We start from the raw sequence: 21,564 nt of genomic DNA, 5'->3' as shown, positions 1-21,564 counted from the left end.
GGCAGGCATGGCTTCGGTGATCATCAGCGGCGCGCGGACCCCCATGGGGCGCCTGCTGGGCAACCTCAAGGATCTCCCGGCGACCAAGCTCGGTGGCATCGCGATCAAGGCGGCGCTGGAGCGCGCCGGCGTGGCCGCCGACCAGGTGCAGTACGTGATCATGGGGCAGGTGCTCCAGGCCGGCGCGGGTCAGATCCCGGCCCGCCAGGCGGCGGCCGAGGCCGGCATCCCGATGACCACCCCGGCGCTGACGATCAACAAGGTCTGCCTCTCCGGTCTGGACGCGATCGCCCTAGCCGACCAGCTCATCCGGGCCGGCGAGTTCGACATCGTGGTGGCCGGCGGCATGGAGTCGATGACCAACGCCCCGCACCTGCTGCTCGGCCAGCGCGGCGGCTACAAGTACGGCGACGTGACGATCAAGGACCACATGGCCCTGGACGGCCTCACCGACGCCTGGGACTGCTGCTCGATGGGCGAGTCGACCGAGCGGCACGGGGCGAAGCACGGCATCACCCGCGGGGAGCAGGACGCCTTCGCCGCCGCCAGCCACCAGCGTGCCGCCGCCGCCCAGAAGAACGGGCATTTCGCCGACGAGATCACTCCGGTGATCATCCCGCAGCGTAAGGGCGACCCGCTGGTTATCAGCGAGGACGAGGGCATCCGGCCGGACACCACCGCCGAGTCGCTGGCCAAGCTCCGCCCGGCGTTCACCAAGGACGGGACCATCACCGCCGGCAGCTCCTCGCCGATCTCCGACGGCGCCTCCGCCGTGGTCGTGATGAGCAAGGCCAAGGCCAAGGAGCTGGGGCTGACCTGGCTGGCCGAGATCGGGGCGCACGGCAACGTGGCCGGGCCGGACAACTCCCTGCACTCGCAGCCGTCCAACGCCATCAACCACGCGTTGAAGAAGGCCGGCCTGAACGTCGCCGACCTCGACCTCATCGAGATCAACGAGGCGTTCGCGGCGGTCGGCATCCAGTCCACGCGTGATCTGGGCATCAGCCCGGACAAGGTCAACGTCAACGGTGGCGCCATCGCGCTCGGCCACCCGATCGGCATGTCCGGCGCCCGGCTCGTGCTCACCCTGGCGCTGGAACTCAAGCGTCGGGGCGGCGGCACCGGCGCGGCCGCGCTCTGCGGCGGTGGCGGCCAGGGCGACGCGCTGATCATCCACGTGCCGGACGGCAGCGAGAGCTGACCGTGGCAGACGCCATCGAGAACGTCCCGGCTACGGCCGCCGCATCGGTGCGCCGCAGCCGGGACGTACCGATGCTGGTGGACCGGGCCCGCGCGGGCGACCCCCGCGCGGTGGCCCGGCTGATCACCCTGGTCGAGTCCGGCGACGAGGTGCTGCCGCAGGTCGCGGCGACTCTCGCGCCGTACGCCGGGCACGCCCAGGTGGTCGGGCTGACCGGGTCGCCCGGGGTGGGCAAGTCGACCACCACGAACGAGCTGGTCCGGGCGCTGCGGGCGCGCGGCCACCGGGTGGGCGTGCTGGCCATCGACCCGTCCAGCCCGTTCACCGGCGGGGCGATCCTCGGCGACCGGGTCCGCATGCAGGACCACGCCACCGACCCCGGCGTCTACATCCGCTCGATGTCCAGCCGCGGGCACCTCGGCGGGCTCTCCGCGGCAACGCCACAGGCGGTCCGGGTGCTGGAGGGCGCCGGCTGCGACGTGGTGCTGGTGGAGACCGTCGGCGTCGGGCAGGCCGAGGTCGAGGTGGCCTCGCTGGCCGACACCACGCTGGTGCTGCTCGCCCCGGGCATGGGCGACGCCATCCAGGCGGTCAAGGCCGGCATCCTGGAGATCGCCGACGTCTTCGTGGTCAACAAGGCCGACCGGGACGGCGCCGACGCCACCGTCCGCGACATCCAGGGCATGATCGCGCTGGGCGAGCGCGGGCCGGGCGAGTGGCGGCCGCAGGTGGTCCGGGCGATCGCCATGCGCGGCGAGGGGATCGACGACATCGCCGCCGCCGTCGACAAGCACCGCGACTGGCTGGAGCGGCACGGCGAGCTGCGCCGCCGCCGGGAGGCGCGGGCCGCCGCCGAGATCGAGGCGATCGCGCTCGGCACCCTCCGGGATCGGATCGGCTCGCTGCGCGACGGTACGCAACTGCCGACGCTCGCCGCCAAGGTGGCCGAGGGCGCGGTCGACCCGTACGCGGCCGCCGCCGAACTGCTGGCCCAACTCGGCGGCTGACGGGTCCACTGCGGATCTCGTCCGACTAGTACGCTCGCACCGACTCATGGCGGTCGTGGGGCTGGACGAGTGGGCGGGGTAGAGCATGGCTGACGAGGCAACCCAGGAGCTGACGGTGCTGCCGGACGCGGTGGCGGGCGGCGCGACGCAGGTCTCCGACGAGGTGGTGGAGAAGATCGCGGTGGCCGCTGCCCGGGGAGTGCCCGGAGTGGCCGATCTCGGCGGCGACGTGGCGCGCTTCTTCAACGCGGTGCTGGACCGGGTCGGGCTGGACGAGCTCGGCGACGCCCGGCGCGGCTGCACGGCCCACGTCACCAACGGCGCGGCGGTGGTCAACCTGGTCATCGTGATCGACGGTGGTAGGCCGGTGCCCGAGGTGACCGACGCCGTCCGCTCCGCGGTGACCTCGGCGGTCGAGGCGTACGGGCTGGGGGTCGACGAGATCAACATCCGGGTCGACGACGTGGCCCTCGGCGGGCCGGCAGCGCCGTCGGCCTGAGTCGGACGACCAACCGGTTCGCGCTGCCTTAGCGATCGTTCAGACCGTCGTTGTGTTAACAGGGGTCCCTTCCCTACGCCTTGGCGTTAAGAAGGGGCCCTTCCTTACCCCAGGAGCAGGCGGGACACGTGCGAGACTAGGTAACCATGAGCGACCCACGGATCACCTCGTCGATCTTCACCCGCGGCGCGGTCGACCTCAGCGCGCTGCGCAGCGCCGCACCCACCCCTGCCCCGGCCAAGGCCGGTCCCCCCGCCGGTGCGCCGGGTGGCGCGGTCGGCGGGATCAGCGTCATCGACGTGACCGAGGCGACATTCCAGTCCGAGGTTCTCGAACGCTCGCTGACCACCCCGGTGGTCGTCGATTTCTGGGCCGAGTGGTGCGAGCCCTGCAAGCAGCTCTCCCCGGTGCTGGAACGGCTGGCGGTGGAGGACAGCGGCGCGTGGGTGCTGGCCAAGGTGGACGTCGACGCCAACCCGCGGATCGCCCAGATGTTCCGGGTGCAGGGCATCCCGATGGTCTACGCGATCGTCGGCGGGCAGCCGGTCGACGCCTTCTCCGGGGTGGTTCCGGAGGCCCAGCTGCGCCAGTGGATCCAGGCCGTGCTGAAGGCCGGCGGCGTCAGCGTCGCCGCGCCGGAGGATCCTCGCCTCGGGGAGGCCGACGACGCCCTGATGAGCGGCGACCTGGACGAGGCCGAGCGGGCGTACCGGAAGATCCTGGCCGAGTCCCCGGCGGACGCGGCGGCGGAGGCGGGGCTGGCCCAGGTCGGGCTGGCCCGCCGGGTGGTCGGCGTCGACCCGCAGGCGGCGCTCGACGCGGCGGCGGCCGCCCCCGACGACGTCGACGCCCAGTTGCTGGCCGCCGACATCGAGGTGCTCAGCGGCATGGCCCAGCAGGCCTACCACCGTCTGGTCGGGCTGGTCCGGCGGATCGCCGGCGACGACCGGGAGAAGGTACGCCAGCACCTGGTCGGCCTCTTCACCATCGCCGGTCCGGAGGACCCCGCCGTGGCGTCGGCCCGACGGGCCCTGGCCAGCGCCCTGTTCTGAGTACGTAGCACGCCAGCGCGGGCCGGCGTACCGGCCGGCCCGCCCGACCACCGAGGACGGGAGCCCATGATGCGCCGGATCGCCGTCCTCGACGCGCCGACCAACCTCGGCCTGCGTCCGCCGACCGTCACCTCGGTCCCGGGCTGCGCCAAGGCGCCCGGCGCCCTGCGCGACCACGATCTGCTCGCCCGGTTGCGGGCCCGCGACGCCGGCTGCCTCACCCCGCCCCGGTACGACCCGGGCGACTGGCGCCCCGGCGACGGGGTCTGCCACGCCCGCGAGATCTCCGGGTACTCGGTGGCGCTGGCCGACCGGATCGGCGCGATCATCGACCGGGGCGAGTTCCCGCTGGTGCTCGGCGGGGACTGCTCGGTGCTGCTCGGCTCGGCGTTGGCCATGCATCGGCTGGGCGAGGCGGTGGGCGGCCGGATCGGGCTGGTCTTCGTCGACGGTCACTCCGACTTCCGGCACCCCGGCAACGCCTCGTACGTGGGCGCGGCGGCGGGGGAGGACCTGGCCCTGGTCACCGGCCGGGGACAGGCGGACCTGGCCGCCATCGAGGGGCGGCGCCCCTACTTCCGGGACATCGACGTGGTGGTGCTCGGCATCCGGGCGCAGGACGAGTACCGGCTCGACCTGCAGGCCGCCGGGATCACCACCCGGCCGGTGCCGGCCCTGCGGGCCGAGGGCGCGGCCCGCACCGCCCAGTGGGCGCACGAGCAGTTGGCGGACTGCGCCGGCTACTGGGTGCATGTCGACGTGGACGTGCTCGACCCGGCGGTGATGCCCGCGGTGGACGCGCCCGATCCGGGCGGGATCGCCTTCGCCGAGCTGGAGATCCTGCTCGCCGGCCTGGTGGACACCCCGCACTGCCTCGGGGTCGAGCTGACCGTCTTCGACCCTGACTACGACCCGGACGGGACGTACGCCGACGAGATCGTCAACACGGTGGTGTCCGCCCTGGCCCCGGTCTCGGCGCCGAGCGCGCTGCCGCCCCGGCTGCTGCCAGCCGCGCCGCCGCCCCGGCGCGGCAACGGTCGCCCCGTGGAGCGCGCCCTGCCGCTGCCGGGCGTCCCGGCCCCCGCGGTCGCCGTGGAGCCTCTCGGCCCCGTACCGACCCCGCCCGTGCCCGAGGAGGACGGGACCGTCGAGCCGGACGGCGGCGGCGATGAGCGGGCGTTCGCCGGCCCCGAGCCGGCCGGCCCGCCCGCGTCCGCCCGGCCGGGGCTCGACATCGCCTGATCGACGCCAGGTCCGGCAGAACGGCGGTGTCCGGCTGCACACCGCCGCGTCGGCGGTCCGATGCCGGGCCTGCGGCGGTCAGGGCTTCGCGAGGGCCCGGAGGAAGCGTTCGGTGATCGGCACCGCACTGGCCGTGCTCGCGCCGCCCTGCTCCACGAAGACCGCGAACGCCACGTCGCCCTGCCAGCCGACGAACCAGGCGTGGGTGTGGGCCGGGTTGTTGTCGTACTCGGCGGTGCCGGTCTTGCCGTACACCGGCTCGCCGGGGACGTCCTTCAACGCGCTGGCCGTGCCGCCGGTGACCACCGCGCGCATCATCGTCTTCAGCGCCGCCACGGACTCGGGCTTCAGCGCCGGGCCGGCCGGGGCCGGCTGCCGCGGAGCCGGGTCGAGCAGAAGCTTCGGCTGCTCCCAGCGGCCTCGGGCCACGGCGGCGGTGGCGCCGGCCATGGCCAGCGGGCTCACCACGGTGGTGCCCTGGCCGATCGCGGCGGCGGCCTGCTCCGTGGCTGAGCCGTTGGCGGAGACCGAGCCGGCGAAGACCTCCGCGCCCAGGTCCCACTTCGCCTCCAGGCCGAGCGTACGGCCGGTGGTGGCGAGACCGTCCGGCCCGAGCTTCGGCGCCAGCGCCACGAAGGCGGTGTTGCAGGACTTCGCGAAGTCGGTGGTGAACGGGACCGTCCCCAGCTCGAAGTCGTCGGAGTTCTTGAACGGCCGGCCGTCCACCTCGCGGGTCTTCGGGCAGTCGACCGGCGTGTCCGGGGTGACCGCGCCCCGGTCCAGCAGGGCGAGCGCGCTGACCGTCTTGAACGTCGAGCCGGGCGGGACCTGGGCGGTGAAGGCGAGGTTCTCGCCGGCCGGGCCGGGGCCGTTGGCGGCGGCCAGCACCGCGCCGTCGCCGATCCGTACGGCCACCAGGGCGGAACGTCGGGACTCCCCGTGCAGCGCCGCGTCGGCGGCGTTCTGGGTCGCCACGTCGAGGGTGGTCTTCAGCGGCTGGCCGGCCTTCGGCTCGCTGTGGAACACCTCGGTGCCGGTGGAGTCGGTGGTGCCGTCCGGTCCGGTGCGTTCGACGACCACGGTCAGGCCGGGGACCCCGCGCAGCCGGTCGTCGTACCGGCCCTGGAGGCCGCCGTGGCCGACCAGGTCACCGGCGACGTACTTGTCCGGGTGGGCCTTGAGGTCGTCGGCCTGGGCCGGGTCGACCGAGCCGAGCAGGGCCCGGGCGAACTCCCGGGTCGGCGCCAGGTCCAGCTTGTCGGTGTGGAACACGGTGCCGGGCAGGTCGTAGATCCGGGGTTTGATCTGGCGGTACGCCTCGTCGCGCAGCGTCACCACCTCGACGAACGCGCCCGGGTCGGCCTCGGCGATGCGCTTGGGCAGGTCGGCGAGGTCGACCGGTGGGACGAGGGCGGGCCGGATCGCCTTGAACGCCGGGTCGAGCTGCCGGACCAGCGCCTTGACGTCGGTGACCTCGCTGGGCTGCACGCCCACCCGGACCACCGGGCGCGGCGCGACGATCGGGTTGCCCGCGCCGTCCAGCACCGCGGCCCGGGGGGCGCTCTCGCGGCGCAGCGCGAGCCGGTCACCCTGCTCCAGCTTCTCCTGCAACACGGCGGGCTCCCAGATCACCTGCCACCGGTCGTCGCCGCCGCGCTTGAGGCGTACCGGGCTCTCGTAGGCCCAGCGGGTCTGGCCCGGCAGTGTCCAGGTCACCTGGATCCGCGCGGTGGCCGTGTCGGCGGTGATCTTCGCGTCGCCGACCTGCTTCAGCTCCGGCGGGGTGGCGGCCAACTCGCCGGAGAGCGCCTTGATCTCCTTGGCCACCTCGGCGGCCGGGACGCGGGCGCCGCTCGGGTCGATGAAGCCCACCGCCTGGAGGTTGCCGGAGCGCCAGCCCTTGAGGAACGCCTCGACGCTCTGCTCCGGCCCGTCCTCGCCGGAACAGCCGGTCAACGCGCCCGCCACCAATGCGGCGGCGGCCAGCGCCGCGAGGAGCGGCCGAGGGGAGAGGCGGCGGCGAACGGGGTACGACACGGGCATGAAGCTGTCCTCCGGGATCAAGCTGCCCCGCACGCTAGTACGACGGTCGCGTTTCCACCGCCCCGCCCGCGGCTCCGGAGTGCGGAAAGACACGCCTGTGGCAGTGTGATGAACATCGCGAGCCGGGGTACTCCTCGACCGGGCGACCACGGACCTGCAACGGGTGAAAGGACAGAGTCCCGAACCGGACGTCCGGCCAGTGGTCCGCTGACGAACGGGCAGAGCGGTAGGGCCTAGGCTGGGCGGCAGAGTGACTCACAACGCGGTGGGTCGAGGGGAGTGGCACCGATGGACCGGCGTCCGGCGACTAAACCGGGACCCGACCTCCGGCAGGTTGACACCGGCCGGGAAGACGACAGCTTCGACACGGAGACCGACGGGGACGGTTTCGGCCGTCTCGACACAGGAGCGACCGGGATGACCGGTTCCAGCATCGACACCCTCCACGAGCTGGGCCTGCCCGTGCAGGCGCTGGCCGACGAGGCGGAGGAAGCCGAGCTGGACGAGCCGGTACCCAACGCGGAGCGCCTGGTGGCCCAGGCGGTCGCGCTGGCCGGGGACGACCACGACGTGGCGACCCTGGTCAGCCGCTTCTGGCGGTTCGCGCCCGACGAGGAGCTGATCGGCTTCACCGCCGAGGAGATGCTCGAGGCCGCCCGAACACACCGGGATCTGGCCCAGCAGCGCGTACCGGGTGAGTTGAAGCTACGGATCCACGAGCCGGATGCGGACCAGCACCACACGGTCATCGAGATCGTGACGGACGACATGCCGTTCCTGGTCGACTCGGTGACCGCGCTGCTCAACACCTACCACCTCGACGTGCACCTGCTGGTGCACCCGCTCGTGGTGGTGCGGCGGGAGCCGCTGGGCCGGCTGACCGAGGTCTCCGCCGACGTGGAGCCGGACGACGCGATCGCCGGCGACCTGGTCGAGAGCTGGATGCACATCGAGATCGACCCGGTGCGTGGCCCGGCCGAACGGGAGAAGCTGCGCAAGGAGCTGCAGCGGGTGCTCACCGACGTCCGCGAGGCCGTCGAGGACTGGCCGAAGATGCGCCAGCGGGCCCTGGCCCAGGCCGACGAGCTGGCCGCCGCCCGGACCTCGGACAACCGCCCGCCGGTGCCGGAGAAGGACATCACCGACTCGGTGGAGTTGCTGCGCTGGCTGGCGCACGACCACTTCACCTTCCTCGGCTACCGCGAGTACCGGCTCGTCGACACCGACGGCGCGGACGGCGGTCAGGCGTTGGAGGCCGTGCTGGGCACCGGGCTGGGCATCCTGCGCTCGGACGCGCCGGAGTCCCGGGCGTTGTCCTCGATGACCCCCGAGGCCCACGAGAAGGTGCTGGAGAAGCGCCTGCTGATCATCACCAAGGCCAACTCGCGGGCCACCGTGCACCGCTCGGCCTACCTCGACTACATCGGCTTCAAGATCTTCAACGAGGCCGGCGAGGTGGTCGGCGAGCGGCGCTTCCTGGGCCTGTTCTCCACCGCCGCGTACCGGACCAGCGTGCAGGAGTTGCCGGTGGTCCGCCGCAAGGTCGCCGAGGTGCTGGACCGCTCCGGGCTGAGCCTGCGCAGTCACTCCGGCAAGGACCTGCTGCAGATCCTGGAGACCTACCCGCGCGACGAGCTGTTCCAGATCAAGACCGACGACCTCTACCACGCCACGATCGGCGTGCTGCGGATGGCCGGCCGCCGGCAACTGCGGGTGTTCCTGCGCCGGGACGGGTACGGGCGGTTCATCTCCTGCCTGATCTACCTGCCCCGGGACCGGTTCACCACCCAGAACCGGCTGCGCATGCAGGACATCCTGCTGCGCGAGCTGAACGGCCTCGGGGTCGACTACACCACCCGGGTCACCGAGTCGATGCTCGCCCGGGTGCACTTCACCGTCCGGACCGACCCGAACAACCCGCCCGGGGAGATCGACGCCGACCTGCTCGCCGAGGAGCTGGCCGACGCGACCCGGCTCTGGGACGACGACTACCGGCTGGTGCTGGAGCGCAAGCTCGGCGACGAGCAGGCCAAGCACCTGTTCTCCCGGTACGCCGACGCGTTCCCGGAGGGCTACAAGGACGGGCACACGCCGTACGAGGCGATGAAGGACCTGGCCAAGCTGGAGCTGCTGGAGGAGTCCGGCCAGCTGGAGATGCACCTGTTCCGCAAGCAGGTCGCGCCGCGGCCCGGCGGCGGCCGGGGCGCGGAGGCCGACGAGGCCATGGACGTCCGGTTCAAGGTCTACCGGTACGGCGAGCCGATGATGCTCTCCGCGGTGCTGCCGGTGCTGCACTCGCTCGGCGTCAAGGTCGTCGACGAGCACCCGTACGAGGTGGAGCGGATCGACGGCCGCATCTGGCTGTACGACTTCGGGCTGCGACTGCCCGAGGCGCACCAGAACCTGGCCGAGGTCCGCCCGCACGCGGAGAACGCCTTCGCCGCCGCCTGGCGGGGCGAGGCCGAGGTGGACGGCTTCAACGAGCTGGTGCTCCGGGCCGGGCTCACCTGGCGGCAGGTGGTGGTGCTCCGGGCGTACGCGAAGTACCTGCGGCAGGCGGGCACCGTCTTCTCGCAGGAGTACATGGAGCAGACGTTCATCGCGTACCCGAAGATCGCTTTGCTGCTGGTGGAGCTCTTCGAGACCCGGTTCGCCCCGGGCGCGACCACCATGGACGAGCGGCGGCAGCGCAGCGGTGAGCTGGTCACCGCGATCGGCGTGGCGCTGGACGACGTGGCCAGCCTCGACCAGGACCGCATCCTGCGGTCGTACCTGACGTTGATCCAGGCCACCCTGCGGACCAGCTTCTACCAGAAGCCGGTCGGCGGGCGACCCAAGTCCTACGTGGCGTTCAAGCTGGATCCGCAGGCGATCCCGGACCTGCCGGCGCCTCGGCCCAAGTTCGAGATCTTCGTCTACTCGCCCCGGTTCGAGGGCGTGCACCTGCGGTACGGGCCGGTGGCCCGGGGTGGCCTGCGCTGGTCCGACCGGCGGGAGGACTTCCGCACCGAGGTGCTCGGCCTGGTCAAGGCGCAGATGGTGAAGAACGCGGTGATCGTGCCGGTGGGCGCCAAGGGCGGCTTCGTGCTCAAGCAGAAGCCGGGTGACCGGGACGAGGCGGTGGTCTGCTACAAGGAGTTCGTCGGCGCGCTGCTGGACGTCACCGACAACATCGTCAGCGGGGAGATCGTGCCGCCGGAGGACGTGGTCCGGCACGACGGCGACGACCCGTACATGGTGGTGGCGGCGGACAAGGGCACCGCGACGTTCTCCGACATCGCCAACGAGATCTCCGCCGCGCACAACTTCTGGCTCGGCGACGCGTTCGCCTCCGGCGGTTCGGCCGGCTACGACCACAAGAAGATGGGCATCACCGCCCGGGGCGCCTGGGAGTCGGTGAAGCGGCACTTCCGGGAGCTGGGGCACGACACCCAGACCCAGGACTTCACGGTGGTCGGCGTCGGCGACATGTCCGGCGACGTGTTCGGCAACGGGATGCTGCTGTCGGAGCACATCCGGCTGGTGGCCGCCTTCGACCACCGGCACATCATCCTCGACCCGGATCCGGACGCGGCCACCTCTTACGTCGAGCGCCGGCGGCTGTTCGAGCTGTCCCGCTCGTCCTGGCAGGACTACAACCCGGAGCTGATCTCGGAAGGCGGCGGGGTGTATTCGCGTACCGCCAAGTCGATCCCGATCAGCCCGCAGGTGCGGGCGCGGCTCGGCCTCGACGACGACGTTGAGCAGATCTCTCCGCAGGAGCTGATGAAGGCGATCCTCACCGCTCCGGTGGACCTGTTCTGGAACGGCGGCATCGGCACCTACGTGAAGGGGGCGACGCAGACCAACGCCGAGGTCGGGGACAAGTCCAACGACGCCATCCGGGTGGACGGCAAGAGCCTGCGCTGCCGGGTGGCCGGCGAGGGCGGCAACCTGGGCTGGACCCAGCTCGGCCGGATCGAGTACGCACAGAACGGCGGCAAGAACTTCACCGACTTCATCGACAACGCGGCCGGGGTGGACTGCTCCGACCACGAGGTGAACATCAAGATCCTGCTCAACACGGCGGTCGCCGACGGCGAGCTGGACCGGCCGGAGCGCGACGAGCTGCTGGCCCAGATGACCGACGAGGTCGCCGAGCTGGTGCTGCGGAGCAACTACGAGCAGGCCCGGGCGCTCATCAACGCCCAGGCCCAGGCCGCCTCGCTGCTCCCGGTGCATCGTCGGATGATCACCGAGCTGGAGCGGGCCGGGCAGCTCGATCGTGCGCTGGAGGCGCTCCCGCCGGACGAGGAGCTCGCAGTCCGCACCGAGACCGGGCTGACCCCGCCGGAGTTCGCGGTGCTGCTGGCGTACGTGAAGATCGTGCTGGAGCGCGAGATCGTCGCTGAGGGGCTGGCCGACGAGGACTGGACGACGGACATCCTCGTCAACTACTTCCCCATCCCGCTGCGCGAGCGGTTCGCCGACCGGATGGGCCGCCACCGGCTGCGCCGGGACATCGTCACCACCGTGCTGGTCAACGAGGCCATCAACCGGGGCGGCATCTCGTTCGTCTTCCGCGCCGTCGAGGAGACGGCCGCGTCGGCGGCGGACGTGCTGCGGGCGTACGTGGTGGTGCGCGAGGTGTTCGGGCTGCGCGACCTCTGGCAGGCGATCGAGGCGCTGGACAACAAGGTCTCGCCCGACCTGCAGACGAGCGTCTACCTGGACACCCGGCGGCTGCTCGACCGCGCGGTGCGCTGGCTGGTCACCAACCGGCGCTCGCCGATCGACGTGCCGGGGGAGATCGCCCGGCTGCGGGACGGGGTGGCTCGGCTCCTGCCCGACCTGGAGAACCTCTTCTACGGCAGCGAGCGGGAGGCGATCGTCGCCCACATCGACTCGCTGACCGAGAAGGGGCTGCCCCGCGAGCTGGCCGAGCAGTCGACCCGGCTGATGTACAGCTTCGGCCTGCTCGACGTGGTGGAGACGGCCCAGTCGACCGGGCGGGACGTGAACGAGGTGGCCGCGGTCTACTTCGTCCTCTCCGACCGGTTCCGGGTGGACGCCCTGCTGTCGAAGATCTCCCTGCTGCCGCGGGAGGACCGCTGGCAGACGTTGGCCCGGATGGCGCTGCGTTACGACCTGTACGCCGCGCTGGCCGCGCTCACCGCGGAGGTCCTCGGCTCCACGCCGGACAACCTGCCGCCGGTCGACCGGGTGCAGGAGTGGGAGCAGGCGAACGCCACCTCGATCCACCGGGCGCACCGGGCGATGGGTGAGTTCGACGAGTCCCGCGCCGACCTTTCCGCCCTGTCGGTGCTGCTGCGTCAGATCCGTACCCTGGTGCGGACCTCGGCGGCGGCCTGATCAGCGACGGACACCGGCGCGGCCCGGTGGTCGGGCGACCGACCACCGGGCCGCGCCCGTTCGCGCCGCCTCACTGGGTCATGGTGGCGAAGGCGATGACGTTGTTGAGGTAGCTGCGGGAGTTCTGGTCGAACTGTCCGCCGCAGGTGACCACCCGGAGGCTGGGTCTGTTGCTGGGGCCGTAGACCAGCTCGGTGGGGAAGGCGGTCTTCGGGTACGACTTCACCTCGTTGACCGTGAAGGTGGCGGTCGAGCGGTCCTCCCGGGCGACGCTGATGGTGTCGCCTGGTTTGAGTGAGCCGAGGCTGTAGAAGACCGCGGGACCGATCTTGGCCGAGTCGACGTGGCCGACGATGACCGCGTTGCCGACCTCGCCGGGGCTGGCCCCGCGGGAGTACCAGCCGGCCTTCATGGCCTGTTCCAGCGGGGGCACCTGGACGGTGCCGTCCGCGTTAAGCCCGAGGCTCATGATCTCGGCGTGCACGCCGATGCGGGGGATCGCGATGGCGGTCGGGGCCGACCGGGGCAGCGCGGCAGGGGCCAGGTCCGGGTCCGGCAGCGCCGTGTCGTCGGCGGATGCCTGGTCGGCGGTCATCGGACCGGTGCCGTAGGAGGGGCCCGGGAGAGCGGCTGAGGTGGGGATCGGGTCGGCCGTGCCGGCCTGGGCGAGCGGTTGGGGCGGTTGGGGCGGCGGCACGGTCCGGAAGGATGCGCCGATCATGCCGGCCCCCACCATGGCGAGGAGGACGACGACGGCCGCGCCGGCGGCGCGCCACGGTCTCCCGTGACGGCCGCCGGCCCGTGTCGCCGTCTGGTCAGACGAGGTCATTGGCCCGCCGCCGACGCAGCAGGACCATCCCGCCGAGGGCGGCGGCGCCGATCACGCCCACCCCGCTGGCGGCCATGCTGCGGTCCAGGCTGGTGGTGGTCATGCCACCGTCACCACCGTCGACGTGGCCCTTCGGGAAGCAGTGGTCCTTGTCCCGGTCCTTGTCCCGGTCCTTGTCCTTGTCCTTGTCCCGGTCCTTGCCGTCGTGGTTCTTGTTGTCCTCGTCGTTGTTGTCCCGGTCCTTGTCCCGGTCCTTGTCCCGGTCCTTGTCCTTGTCCCGGTCCTTGCCGTCGTGCTTCTTGTTGTCCATGTCCGACTGGTCGTCGGCCATGCCGCCGCCCTGGCCCGGCTGCCAGGACTCGCCGGGCTGGCCGCCCCAGCCCTTGCCGTTCTCGTCCTTCTGCTTCTCGTCCTTCTGCTTTTCTTCCTTGCGGTCCTCGTCCTTGAAGTCGTGGTCCTTGCGGTCCTCGTCCTTGAAGTCGTGGTCCTTGCCGTCGTGCTTCTTGTTGTCCTCGTCCTTGAAGTCGAAGTCCTTGCGGTCCTCGTTCTTGCGGTCGAAGTCCTTGTGGTCGAAGTCCTTGAAGTCCCAGTCCCCGTGGTTCCGAGAGCAGGTGTCGAGAAGGCTGATCTGCGGCTTCGCGACGACGTCGCCTACATACGCGCCGTGCCCGGCCGCGTTCGCCATCCCGGGCGTGAACAGCAGCAGGGACGCGCCGCCGAGGGCGGCGCCCGCAACGACCTTCCCGAGCATCTTCTTTCCCATGACCTGTGTCACTCCATCCCCTGTTGTCCTGAGCCCGACGGCGGTCGAGCTACGCCCGACGTTAGACCCTTTCGTGACTTACACGAGGAAAGATTCGTGTTTAGGAGTTTGTTGGCTCTTGGGGGAATAGGGGTGCTACAAGTCCGGTCTCGTACCCGATGCACCCTTTGGTGGTCTTCAGGGTGGTTCGGCCCGGTGCGGCGCACCTGCCGCAACCAGCCGCGCTAGTGCTGCCTGGGCTGTTCACCCGTATGGCCGGTACGGTAAGTACATCGAGGCATTGCCATGGAAGCGCTCCCATGTAAGAATCGCTGCACGCGGTTCGGGGAGCCACACCGCGAGCTCAGACGTCGAGGGCACCCGGGTGACCGGGCGACGTCCGACTCCTCGACCGGCCGGGCCGGCCGGTCGGGTTCACCACCACCACGCCCGTCCGGGTCGGGCACCCCCCGAAGACACCCGTGGCACCGGCGGCCGTCCGTGGCGGACGTCCCGAGGGCCACTCTCGCCGGGCCGTACGCGGATCCGGTCTCGCTCAAGGAGATCAGTGGCATGAATCTGTGGAGAAGGCTGTCCGGCCGGAGCCGGGCGCTCGCACTGACCGGTGCGGGCGTCCTGGTCGCCGGCGGGCTGGTGACCATCCCGGTCACCGCGGCGCAGGCCGCGACCCAGTGCAGCGTGGACTACACCACCAGCGACTGGCCGGGTGGCTTCACCGCCACCGTGATCATCAACAACCTCGGTGACCCGCTGAGTGCCTGGACGCTCGGTTTCACCTTCCCGAACAGTTCCCAGCAGGTCGTCAACGGCTGGGCGGCGAGGTGGTCGCAGAGCGGCCGGAACGTCACCGCGCAGAACGAGTCCTACAACGGCTCGATACCCACCGGTGCCAGCGTCACCATCGGGTTCAACGGCGCCTGGAGCGACAGCAACCCGAAGCCGACCCAGTTCACCCTGAACGGCACGGTCTGCAACGGCGGCACCCCGCCCACCACCCCGCCGACCACGACGCCGCCGCCGACCAGCCCGCCGCCGACGACCCCGCCGCCGACCAGCCCGCCGCCGACCAGCCCGCCGCCGGGACAGAAGGTGGACAACCCGTACGCCGGGGCCAAGGGCTACGTGAACCCGGACTGGAAGGCCAAGGCGGACGCCGAGGCGGGCGGCAGCCGGGTCTCGAACAACCCGACGGGCGTGTGGATGGACCGGATCGCCGCCATCAACGGCACCCCCGGGGCCCGGGGCATGCGCGCCCACCTCGACGAGGCGCTGCGGCAGGGTGCCGGCTACATCCAGTTCGTCATCTACAACCTGCCCGGCCGGGACTGTGCCGCGCTGGCCTCCAACGGTGAGCTGGGCCCGAACGACCTGCCCCGGTACAAGGCCGAGTACATCGACCCGATCGCGGCGATCCAGGCCGACTCGAAGTACGCCAGCCTGAGGATCATCAACATCATCGAGATCGACTCGCTGCCGAACCTGGTGACCAACACCTCCGGCCAGCCGGGTGGCACCGCGATGTGCGACACGGTCAAGGCCAACGGCGCGTACGTGAACGGCGTCGGCTACGCCCTGGCCAAGCTGGGCGCGATCGGCAACGTCTACAACTACATCGACGCCGCCCACCACGGCTGGATCGGCTGGGACAGCAACTTCGGCCCGACCGCGGACATGCTGAAGAGCGCCGCCGTCGCCTCCGGCAGCACGGTGCGCAACGTGCACGGCTTCATCGTCAACACGGCGAACTACTCCGCCCTGAAGGAGCCGTACGTCAAGATCACCGACTCGGTGAACGGTCAGACCGTGCGGCAGTCCAAATGGATCGACTGGAACCAGTACGTCGACGAGCTGTCGTTCGCCCAGGCGTTCCGGCAGAAGCTGGTCTCCGTCGGCTTCGACAACGGCATCGGCATGCTGATCGACACCTCCCGCAACGGCTGGGGCGGGTCCGCCCGGCCCACCGGCCCGGGCCCGATGACCAGCGTCGACACCTACGTCAACGGGGGCCGGATCGACCGCCGGATCCACGCCGGCAACTGGTGCAACCAGGCCGGCGCGGGCCTCGGCGAGCGGCCGAAGGCCGCGCCCGAGGCGGGCATCGACGCGTACGTCTGGATCAAGCCCCCGGGCGAGTCGGACGGTTCCAGCAGCGCCATCCCGAACGACGAGGGCAAGGGCTTCGACCGGATGTGCGACCCGACGTACACCGGTAACGCCCGCAACGGCAACAACCCGAGCGGCGCGCTGCCCAACGCCCCGGTCTCGGGGCACTGGTTCTCCGCGCAGTTCCAGGAGCTCATGCGCAACGCCTACCCGCCGCTCTCCTGAACCGGCGGCCGGCCCACCCGCAGCGGCGGGAGTGAGGCACCGCCGCGTGGGTTCCCCCGGGCCCCTGGCCGACCCCCGAGGTCGGCCAGGGGCCCCCGGCCGTGCGGCGTACGGCCGTCAGGGGACGGTCTTCTCGATCGCCGCCCGGCCCAGCTCGGCCAGGTCGCGGCGGGCCCGTTCGATGTTCGCCGGGGTGAGGTCCTGGCCCCGGGCCATCACCAGGTCCTCGGGATCCCACGGCTGTTCTCCGCCGGTGCGCCTGTTGGCCGCGGCCCCCTCGGTGCCGGTGCCCGTCGCCCCGGTCCCGGTGCCGGTCGGCCCGAACCCGGCCGCGTACGGGTCACCGAGGATGTCCGGCGACCCGGTGTCCGGCACCGCGCCGTCCGGCTCGGTGAAAGTCGGGTTGTCCCGGTCGGCGCCGCCGCCCGTACGCAGCTGCGGCACCGTGCTGTCGTCCTCCACCGCCGCGGCCGCCTCGGGGGTGTCCTCCAGCGGCCGCTCGCCACCGCGGTCACGATCCGTCATGCTGCTGTCCTCCTGTCCCGTTCCGTGATCCCCCTGGTGTACCCGGCAGCGGCCGGGCCATGCCGCCCGGGCGCGAGTCAGCGCTCGTCGCCACGGGCGCCGGCGTCCGGGTCGACCATGGCCGGCTCGGCGCTGCCGTACCCGGCCGTGTCGACGGGCGGCCCCTCGTCGCGCCGCGGGCCGGAGCGCTCGGCCGCCGCCCGTTCGGGGCTGTGCAGCCAGTCGCCGGCGTCCGGGTCGGCCCGCGCGTCGTCGAACGGCTCGGTCTGCCCCTGGGCCCCGTCGCCGGGCTGGGCGGTGTCCTCGCCGCGCGCGTCCCGCTCGTCCTCGGGCTGCGCGCCGGCCATCGCGGAGGCGGCCACCGCGTCAGCCACCGTGGCCGCCCCGAATGCCGTCGGCACCGGCGCCGGGTCGTGGTACTCCAGCCGGCCGTCGGCATCGGCGGCCTCCGCGTCCCGGAGCTCGCGCGCGTCGTACGCCCGGGTCTCGTCCGGCTCCGCGCGCCGGTCCGGGCCGTCGGCGGGCGGGCGGACCGGCACCGGCGTGGACGGGACGCTCTCCGGCTTTCCCTGCGTGACCTGCTGCTCTTCCTGACGCATGGCGGCGGCCTCCTCAGCGGCTCGGGATGTTGTGCGTCGGCGACATGGCTCCTCCTTCGCCCGCTGGTATTTCCTCCGCCTGGTCATCGCCAATCCCGATCCGGGGCAGTTTCCTGGGGGATTCGGCGGCCGAAACGCCCGATCGCCGGGCGAGAAGGCCAGCGCGACCGGCACGAAACTTGATCCGACCCGGACTTCGGACGGTAGCGACCGGCGAGACGGCCGGTAGTGCATCCGCCGGTGATTACGTATCCTGCCCAGGGCGCCCGAGCCGGGCCGGGCGCCGCGGCCGGGAGCGCCTCCGGCCGATGCCGGTGCAACCCCTGCGACAACCTTCCGGGCGAGGTCTGATGAACACCCGTGACTGGCCGATCCGCGCCAAGCTGACCGCGCTGGTCATCGGTCCGGTGACCGCTCTGCTGGCGCTCTGGATCTTCGCCACCTCGCTGACCTTCGGCCCCGCCCTCGACCTGCTCGCCGCGCGTACCCTCCTCTACGACCTGGGCCGGCCCGGCGAAGCGGTGGTCGCCGAGCTGCAACGGGAACGCCGGCTCTCGGTCGTCCAGCTCGCCGGGGACACCACACTGCCCGCCCTTGCCGAGCAGCGGACGCGCACCGACCAGGCCGTGGCCGAGCTGCGCCGCCGGGTCGGCGGGCCGGACCTGCGCGACGCCGCCGACGATCTGCTCAACGCCCGGCTGGACCAGTTGCTCTCCGCGCTCGACGCGCTGCCCGCCGGCCGGGGATTCATCGACGCCGGGAAGGTCGATCGGGCAGGGGCGATCGGGCTCTACAGCGGGATGACCGGTTCCGCCTTCCAGGCGTTTGCGGCGATGGCCATCCTCCCCGACAACCAGCTCAACCGCGAGACGCTGGCCCTGACCGCGCTCGGCCGGTCCCGGGAGCTGCTCGGCCAGACCGACGCGCTGCTCGCCGGCGCGCTCACCGCCGGCCGGTACGCCGAGGGCGAGCACGAGCAGCTGGTACGCAGCATCGACAACCAGCGCTTCCTGATCGAGGCCGCGGTGGCCGACCTGCCCGAGGCGCAACGCGCGGAATACGAGCGGTTCACCGAGGAGGAGGCGTATGTCCGGCTGCACGCCCTGCAGGACGCCCTGATCCGCAGCCGGGACCTGCCGGCCGATCTCGACGTACGGGGCTGGGAGTCCAGCCAGGCGGCGGTCTGGCAGGGGCTGCGGGACTTCGAGCTGCGCGGCGCCGACGACCTGGCCGAGCGGTCCGTGCCGATGGCGGTGGGCATCCTGGTCCGGCTCGCCGCCACCGGGTTGCTCGGCCTGCTCGCCATCGTGATCTGCCTGTTGGTGGCCCTGCGCGGCGGCCGGTCGCTGGCCCGCCGGCTGACCGGGGTCCGCACGGCCGCGCTGGAGATGGCCGAGCACCGGCTGCCCGACGTGGTCGCCCGGCTGCGCCGCGGCGAGGACGTGGACGTCGCCCGGGAGGCGCCCGAGCTGGACCACGGCAGCGACGAGATCGGCCAGGTCGGGCGGGCCTTCAACGACGTACGCCGCACCGCCGTGCAAGCCGCCGTCGACGAGGTCACCCTGCGCCGGGGCCTCAGCGAGGTCTTCCTCAACCTCGCCCGCCGCAGCCAGGGGCTGGTGCACCGGCAGTTGGCGCTGCTGGATCGGCTGGAGCGGCAGACCGAGGACCCGGACGAGCTGGAGGGGCTGTTCCAGGTCGACCACCTCGCCACCCGGCTCCGGCGGCACGCCGAGGACCTGGTCATCCTCGCCGGCGCGCCCCCCGGGCGCGGCTGGCGAAGCCCGGTCGCCGCGGTCGACGTGGTGCGCGGCGCGATCTCCGAGGTGGAGTCGTACGACCGGGTCGACGTGGGAGAGGTGCAGCCGGCCGGGGTGCTCGGCCGGGCCGTCGGCGACGTGATCCACCTGCTCGCCGAGCTGATCGAGAACGCCACCGCCTTCTCCCCGCCCGGCACCCGCGTGGACGTGACCGGGCGGAGCGTGCCCGACGGGTACGCCATCGAGATCACCGACCACGGGCTGGGCATGTCGCCCCAGGCCCTGGCGGACGGTAATCACAAGCTGTCCCGCGCCCCGGAGTTCGACCCGGCCGACAGCGCCCGGCTGGGCCTGTTCGTGGTCGCCCGGCTGGCCGCCCGGCACGGCGTTCGGGTCGAGCTGCGGCTGGCCACCCCCGCCGGGACCACGGCCACCGTGCTCCTGCCGGCCGATCTGATGACCGACGAGCCGCCCATCGGCCCGACCGGCCCCGACGAGCGACGGATGGCCAGGGTGACCCGACTGAGCACGCTGCCCCGGCCGCGTACCGCCCGGCCCTCTCGGGAACGCCCCGAGTCGGCGGTGGTGCCGGTCTCCGCCGGCCGCGGCTCCTCGGTCGAGCCGCCCGTCGACGGCGACGGCCTGCCCCGCCGGGTCCGCCGGCGCGGGCCCGCGAACCGTCCGCGGCCGGCCGTCGCGGACACCCCGGCGCACTGGTCGCCGGACGAGGCGCGGCGGGCCATGTCCGCGCTCCAGGCCGGCACCGCCCGGGGCCGCCGGGACGGCGCACGCGCCGCCGCCGACCGGCTCCGGGGGACCACCCCGGCGGCCGCGACCGCCCGGGCCGCCGAGCCGTCCCCGCCGGCGCCGGCTCCGGAACCCCCCATCGCAACTGAGAGGGACGCCTAGTGGTGAACACGACGCGGCAGAACGCCGATCTCGACTGGTTGCTCGACGACCTGGTGGAGCGGGTACCGGCCGCCCGCGAGGCGGTGATGCTCTCGGCCGACGGGCTCCTACTCGGCGCCTCCGCCGAACTCGGGCGCAGCGACGCGGAGCACCTCTGCGCGCTGGCCTCCGGCTTCTCGGGCCTGGCCAAGGGCGCCACCCGGCACCTGGACGGCGGTGCGGTCCGCCAGACCGTGGTGGAGATGGAGTCCGCGTACCTGTTCGTCACGGCGGCCGGGCAGGGCGCCTGCCTGGCGGTGGTGAGCGACGCCGACGCCGACATCGGCCTGGTGGCGTACGAGATGGCGATGTTGGTGATCCGGGTCGGGGAGAACCTGACCGCTCCGGTCCGGGCGACGGCGGGTGCGGTCGATGCGGACTGACTCACCCGGCCCGCAGCACGAGTGGCTGGACGACGCCGCCGGCCCGGTCGTCCGTCCGTACGCCCTCACCGGCGGACGGGTGCGGCCGCCCGTCGACGGCTTCGACCTGGTTTCGTTCGTGCGGGCCACCCAGGCGGCCGACCCGGGCGGCCTGCCGGCTCTCCAGCCGGAGCACTGGCGCCTGGTCGAGCTGGCCCGGCAGCCCGCCGTCCTGGTCGACCTCGCCGCCGACCTGGACCTCGCCGTCGGCGTGGTCCGCGTGCTCCTCGGCGACCTGGTCGCCCGCGGGCTCGTCGCGGTGCACCAGCCGCCGGCCGCCGCGCCTCTGCCCGACGACAACATCCTCAAGGCGGTGGTCAGTGGACTCCGTGCGCTGTGATCGGGAGGCGGCCCAGCCGCGGGTCCCGTTGGCCCTGAAGATTCTCATCGCCGGCGGCTTCGGCGTGGGGAAGACGACGCTGGTGGGCGCGCTGAGCGAGGTCCGGCCGTTGCAGACCGAGGAGGTGTTGACCGGGGCCGGCGTCGGCACCGACGACCTCTCCGGGGTGGAGGGGAAGTCCACCACCACGGTCGCGATGGACTTCGGCCGGATCACCATCAACGATGACCTGCAGGTCTACCTCTTCGGCACCCCCGGGCAGGACCGGTTCTGGTTCCTCTGGGATGAGCTGGCCTTCGGCGCCCTCGGCGCGGTGGTGCTCGCCGACACCCGCCGGTTGGCCGACTCATTCCCCTCGATCGACTACTTCGAGCAGCGCGACATCCCGTTCGTGGTGGGGGTGAACTGTTTCGACGGGTCCCGGCGGTTCAGCCTGGAGGCGGTACGCGACGCGCTGGACCTGGACCCCGACGTGCCGCTGGTGCTCTGCGACGCCCGGGACCGGCAGTCCGGCAAGCTGGTGCTGATCGAACTGGTCGAGCACGTCGCCCGGCAGCGCGGCGAGCCGGTGCCGGTGGGTTGACCGGGCCGGCCGCGGCCGGCCCGGCGGACGCGGCGCGCCTGCCGGAAACAGAGCCCGGAAAGACGGTCAAC

16 protein-coding genes are annotated in these 21,564 nt (G+C 72.4%); 11 read left to right on the top strand and 5 right to left on the bottom strand.

The window, feature by feature from the left end; all coding sequences use genetic code 11:
• Positions 1–7 precede the first annotated feature (7 nt).
• The 5 genes from ACNAW0_RS13595 (at position 8) to ACNAW0_RS13575 (ending at position 5,001) form a co-directional block, all read left to right on the top strand.
• Positions 8–1,201, top strand: a complete 1,194-nt coding sequence (locus ACNAW0_RS13595; protein ID WP_416288185.1) for an acetyl-CoA C-acetyltransferase — start codon at positions 8–10, stop codon at positions 1,199–1,201.
• 2 nt (positions 1,202–1,203) lie between these two features.
• Positions 1,204–2,208 carry a methylmalonyl Co-A mutase-associated GTPase MeaB gene (gene meaB, locus ACNAW0_RS13590; RefSeq protein ID WP_416288184.1) on the top strand — a complete coding sequence of 335 codons (1,005 nt, stop codon included), beginning with the start codon at positions 1,204–1,206 and terminating at the stop codon, positions 2,206–2,208.
• A gap of 85 nt (positions 2,209–2,293) precedes the next feature.
• A complete protein-coding gene (locus ACNAW0_RS13585) occupies positions 2,294–2,707 on the top strand; it encodes an Asp23/Gls24 family envelope stress response protein (protein WP_416288183.1) in 414 nt (137 codons plus the stop codon).
• 146 nt (positions 2,708–2,853) lie between these two features.
• Positions 2,854–3,759, top strand: coding sequence for a tetratricopeptide repeat protein (locus ACNAW0_RS13580; protein ID WP_416288182.1), 906 nt, complete (start codon positions 2,854–2,856; stop codon positions 3,757–3,759).
• 66 nt (positions 3,760–3,825) lie between these two features.
• Positions 3,826–5,001: an arginase family protein gene (locus tag ACNAW0_RS13575; RefSeq protein ID WP_416288181.1), complete on the top strand. Its 1,176-nt coding sequence runs from the start codon at positions 3,826–3,828 to the stop codon at positions 4,999–5,001.
• Between the two features lie 78 nt (positions 5,002–5,079).
• On the opposite strand, the gene ACNAW0_RS13570 is transcribed toward ACNAW0_RS13575, so the two are convergent.
• Positions 5,080–7,044 carry a penicillin-binding transpeptidase domain-containing protein gene (locus ACNAW0_RS13570; RefSeq protein ID WP_416288180.1) on the bottom strand — a complete coding sequence of 655 codons (1,965 nt, stop codon included), beginning with the start codon at positions 7,042–7,044 and terminating at the stop codon, positions 5,080–5,082.
• A 288-nt stretch (positions 7,045–7,332) separates the two neighbouring features.
• Between ACNAW0_RS13570 and ACNAW0_RS13565 the strand changes: the two genes are divergently transcribed.
• Positions 7,333–12,396, top strand: a complete 5,064-nt coding sequence (locus tag ACNAW0_RS13565) for an NAD-glutamate dehydrogenase (RefSeq protein WP_416288179.1) — start codon at positions 7,333–7,335, stop codon at positions 12,394–12,396.
• A 70-nt stretch (positions 12,397–12,466) separates the two neighbouring features.
• Here the strand turns inward: ACNAW0_RS13565 and ACNAW0_RS13560 are convergent, their stop codons facing one another.
• Both ACNAW0_RS13560 and ACNAW0_RS13555 read right to left on the bottom strand, forming a co-directional pair.
• Entirely contained in the window at positions 12,467–13,225 is a 759-nt protein-coding gene (locus tag ACNAW0_RS13560; RefSeq protein ID WP_416288178.1) for a class F sortase, read from the bottom strand.
• Complete coding sequence (locus ACNAW0_RS13555; protein WP_416288177.1) at positions 13,212–13,988, bottom strand: hypothetical protein; 777 nt, start codon at positions 13,986–13,988, stop codon at positions 13,212–13,214. Before ACNAW0_RS13555 ends, ACNAW0_RS13560 begins: the two co-directional genes overlap by 14 nt.
• 552 nt (positions 13,989–14,540) lie before the next feature.
• On the opposite strand from ACNAW0_RS13555, the gene ACNAW0_RS13550 reads away from it, so the two are divergent.
• The gene (locus ACNAW0_RS13550) at positions 14,541–16,316 is read left to right on the top strand and encodes a glycoside hydrolase family 6 protein (protein ID WP_416288176.1); all 1,776 of its coding nucleotides are present in this window, start codon (positions 14,541–14,543) and stop codon (positions 16,314–16,316) included.
• A 117-nt stretch (positions 16,317–16,433) separates the two neighbouring features.
• Here ACNAW0_RS13550 and ACNAW0_RS13545 read toward each other — a convergent pair whose 3' ends face one another.
• Entirely contained in the window at positions 16,434–16,841 is a 408-nt protein-coding gene (locus ACNAW0_RS13545; RefSeq protein WP_416288175.1) for a hypothetical protein, read from the bottom strand.
• A 77-nt stretch (positions 16,842–16,918) separates the two neighbouring features.
• Complete coding sequence (locus ACNAW0_RS13540) at positions 16,919–17,440, bottom strand: hypothetical protein (protein ID WP_416288174.1); 522 nt, start codon at positions 17,438–17,440, stop codon at positions 16,919–16,921.
• A 350-nt stretch (positions 17,441–17,790) separates the two neighbouring features.
• On the opposite strand from ACNAW0_RS13540, the gene ACNAW0_RS13535 reads away from it, so the two are divergent.
• Genes ACNAW0_RS13535 through ACNAW0_RS13520 form a run of 4 tightly spaced genes read left to right on the top strand, consistent with a single transcriptional unit; the run spans position 17,791 to position 21,493 of the window.
• Positions 17,791–20,109, top strand: coding sequence for a nitrate- and nitrite sensing domain-containing protein (locus ACNAW0_RS13535; RefSeq protein WP_416288173.1), 2,319 nt, complete (start codon positions 17,791–17,793; stop codon positions 20,107–20,109).
• Entirely contained in the window at positions 20,109–20,531 is a 423-nt protein-coding gene (locus ACNAW0_RS13530) for a roadblock/LC7 domain-containing protein (protein ID WP_416288172.1), read from the top strand. The genes ACNAW0_RS13535 and ACNAW0_RS13530 overlap by 1 nt, the downstream gene beginning before the upstream one ends.
• A complete protein-coding gene (locus ACNAW0_RS13525; RefSeq protein WP_416288171.1) occupies positions 20,521–20,910 on the top strand; it encodes a DUF742 domain-containing protein in 390 nt (129 codons plus the stop codon). Before ACNAW0_RS13530 ends, ACNAW0_RS13525 begins: the two co-directional genes overlap by 11 nt.
• Complete coding sequence (locus ACNAW0_RS13520) at positions 20,891–21,493, top strand: GTP-binding protein (protein WP_416288170.1); 603 nt, start codon at positions 20,891–20,893, stop codon at positions 21,491–21,493. The genes ACNAW0_RS13525 and ACNAW0_RS13520 overlap by 20 nt, the downstream gene beginning before the upstream one ends.
• The last annotated feature ends 71 nt before the right edge of the window (positions 21,494–21,564 follow it).

It is taken from the genome of Micromonospora sp. SL1-18 (genome assembly GCF_047921505.1).
Classification (GTDB): Bacteria; Actinomycetota; Actinomycetes; order Mycobacteriales; family Micromonosporaceae; genus Micromonospora.
The sequence above is the reverse complement of the archived record's forward strand: the minus strand, read 5'-3'. Positions and strand labels throughout refer to the sequence as shown.

Excerpts from the sequence above, each read along its gene's own strand:
- ACNAW0_RS13585 (WP_416288183.1), top strand. The coding sequence starts at position 2,294 with ATGGCTGACGAGGCAACCCAGGAGCTGACGGTGCTGCCGGACGCGGTG.
- ACNAW0_RS13550 (WP_416288176.1), top strand. The coding sequence starts at position 14,541 with ATGAATCTGTGGAGAAGGCTGTCCGGCCGGAGCCGGGCGCTCGCACTG.
- ACNAW0_RS13595 (WP_416288185.1), top strand. The coding sequence starts at position 8 with ATGGCTTCGGTGATCATCAGCGGCGCGCGGACCCCCATGGGGCGCCTG.
- ACNAW0_RS13575 (WP_416288181.1), top strand. The coding sequence starts at position 3,826 with ATGATGCGCCGGATCGCCGTCCTCGACGCGCCGACCAACCTCGGCCTG.
- ACNAW0_RS13560 (WP_416288178.1), bottom strand. The coding sequence starts at position 13,225 with ATGACCTCGTCTGACCAGACGGCGACACGGGCCGGCGGCCGTCACGGG.
- ACNAW0_RS13525 (WP_416288171.1), top strand. The coding sequence starts at position 20,521 with ATGCGGACTGACTCACCCGGCCCGCAGCACGAGTGGCTGGACGACGCC.
- ACNAW0_RS13540 (WP_416288174.1), bottom strand. The coding sequence starts at position 17,440 with ATGCGTCAGGAAGAGCAGCAGGTCACGCAGGGAAAGCCGGAGAGCGTC.
- ACNAW0_RS13555 (WP_416288177.1), bottom strand. The coding sequence starts at position 13,988 with ATGGGAAAGAAGATGCTCGGGAAGGTCGTTGCGGGCGCCGCCCTCGGC.
- ACNAW0_RS13580 (WP_416288182.1), top strand. The coding sequence starts at position 2,854 with ATGAGCGACCCACGGATCACCTCGTCGATCTTCACCCGCGGCGCGGTC.
- ACNAW0_RS13545 (WP_416288175.1), bottom strand. The coding sequence starts at position 16,841 with ATGACGGATCGTGACCGCGGTGGCGAGCGGCCGCTGGAGGACACCCCC.
- ACNAW0_RS13570 (WP_416288180.1), bottom strand. The coding sequence starts at position 7,044 with ATGCCCGTGTCGTACCCCGTTCGCCGCCGCCTCTCCCCTCGGCCGCTC.
- ACNAW0_RS13565 (WP_416288179.1), top strand. The coding sequence starts at position 7,333 with ATGGACCGGCGTCCGGCGACTAAACCGGGACCCGACCTCCGGCAGGTT.
- ACNAW0_RS13535 (WP_416288173.1), top strand. The coding sequence starts at position 17,791 with ATGAACACCCGTGACTGGCCGATCCGCGCCAAGCTGACCGCGCTGGTC.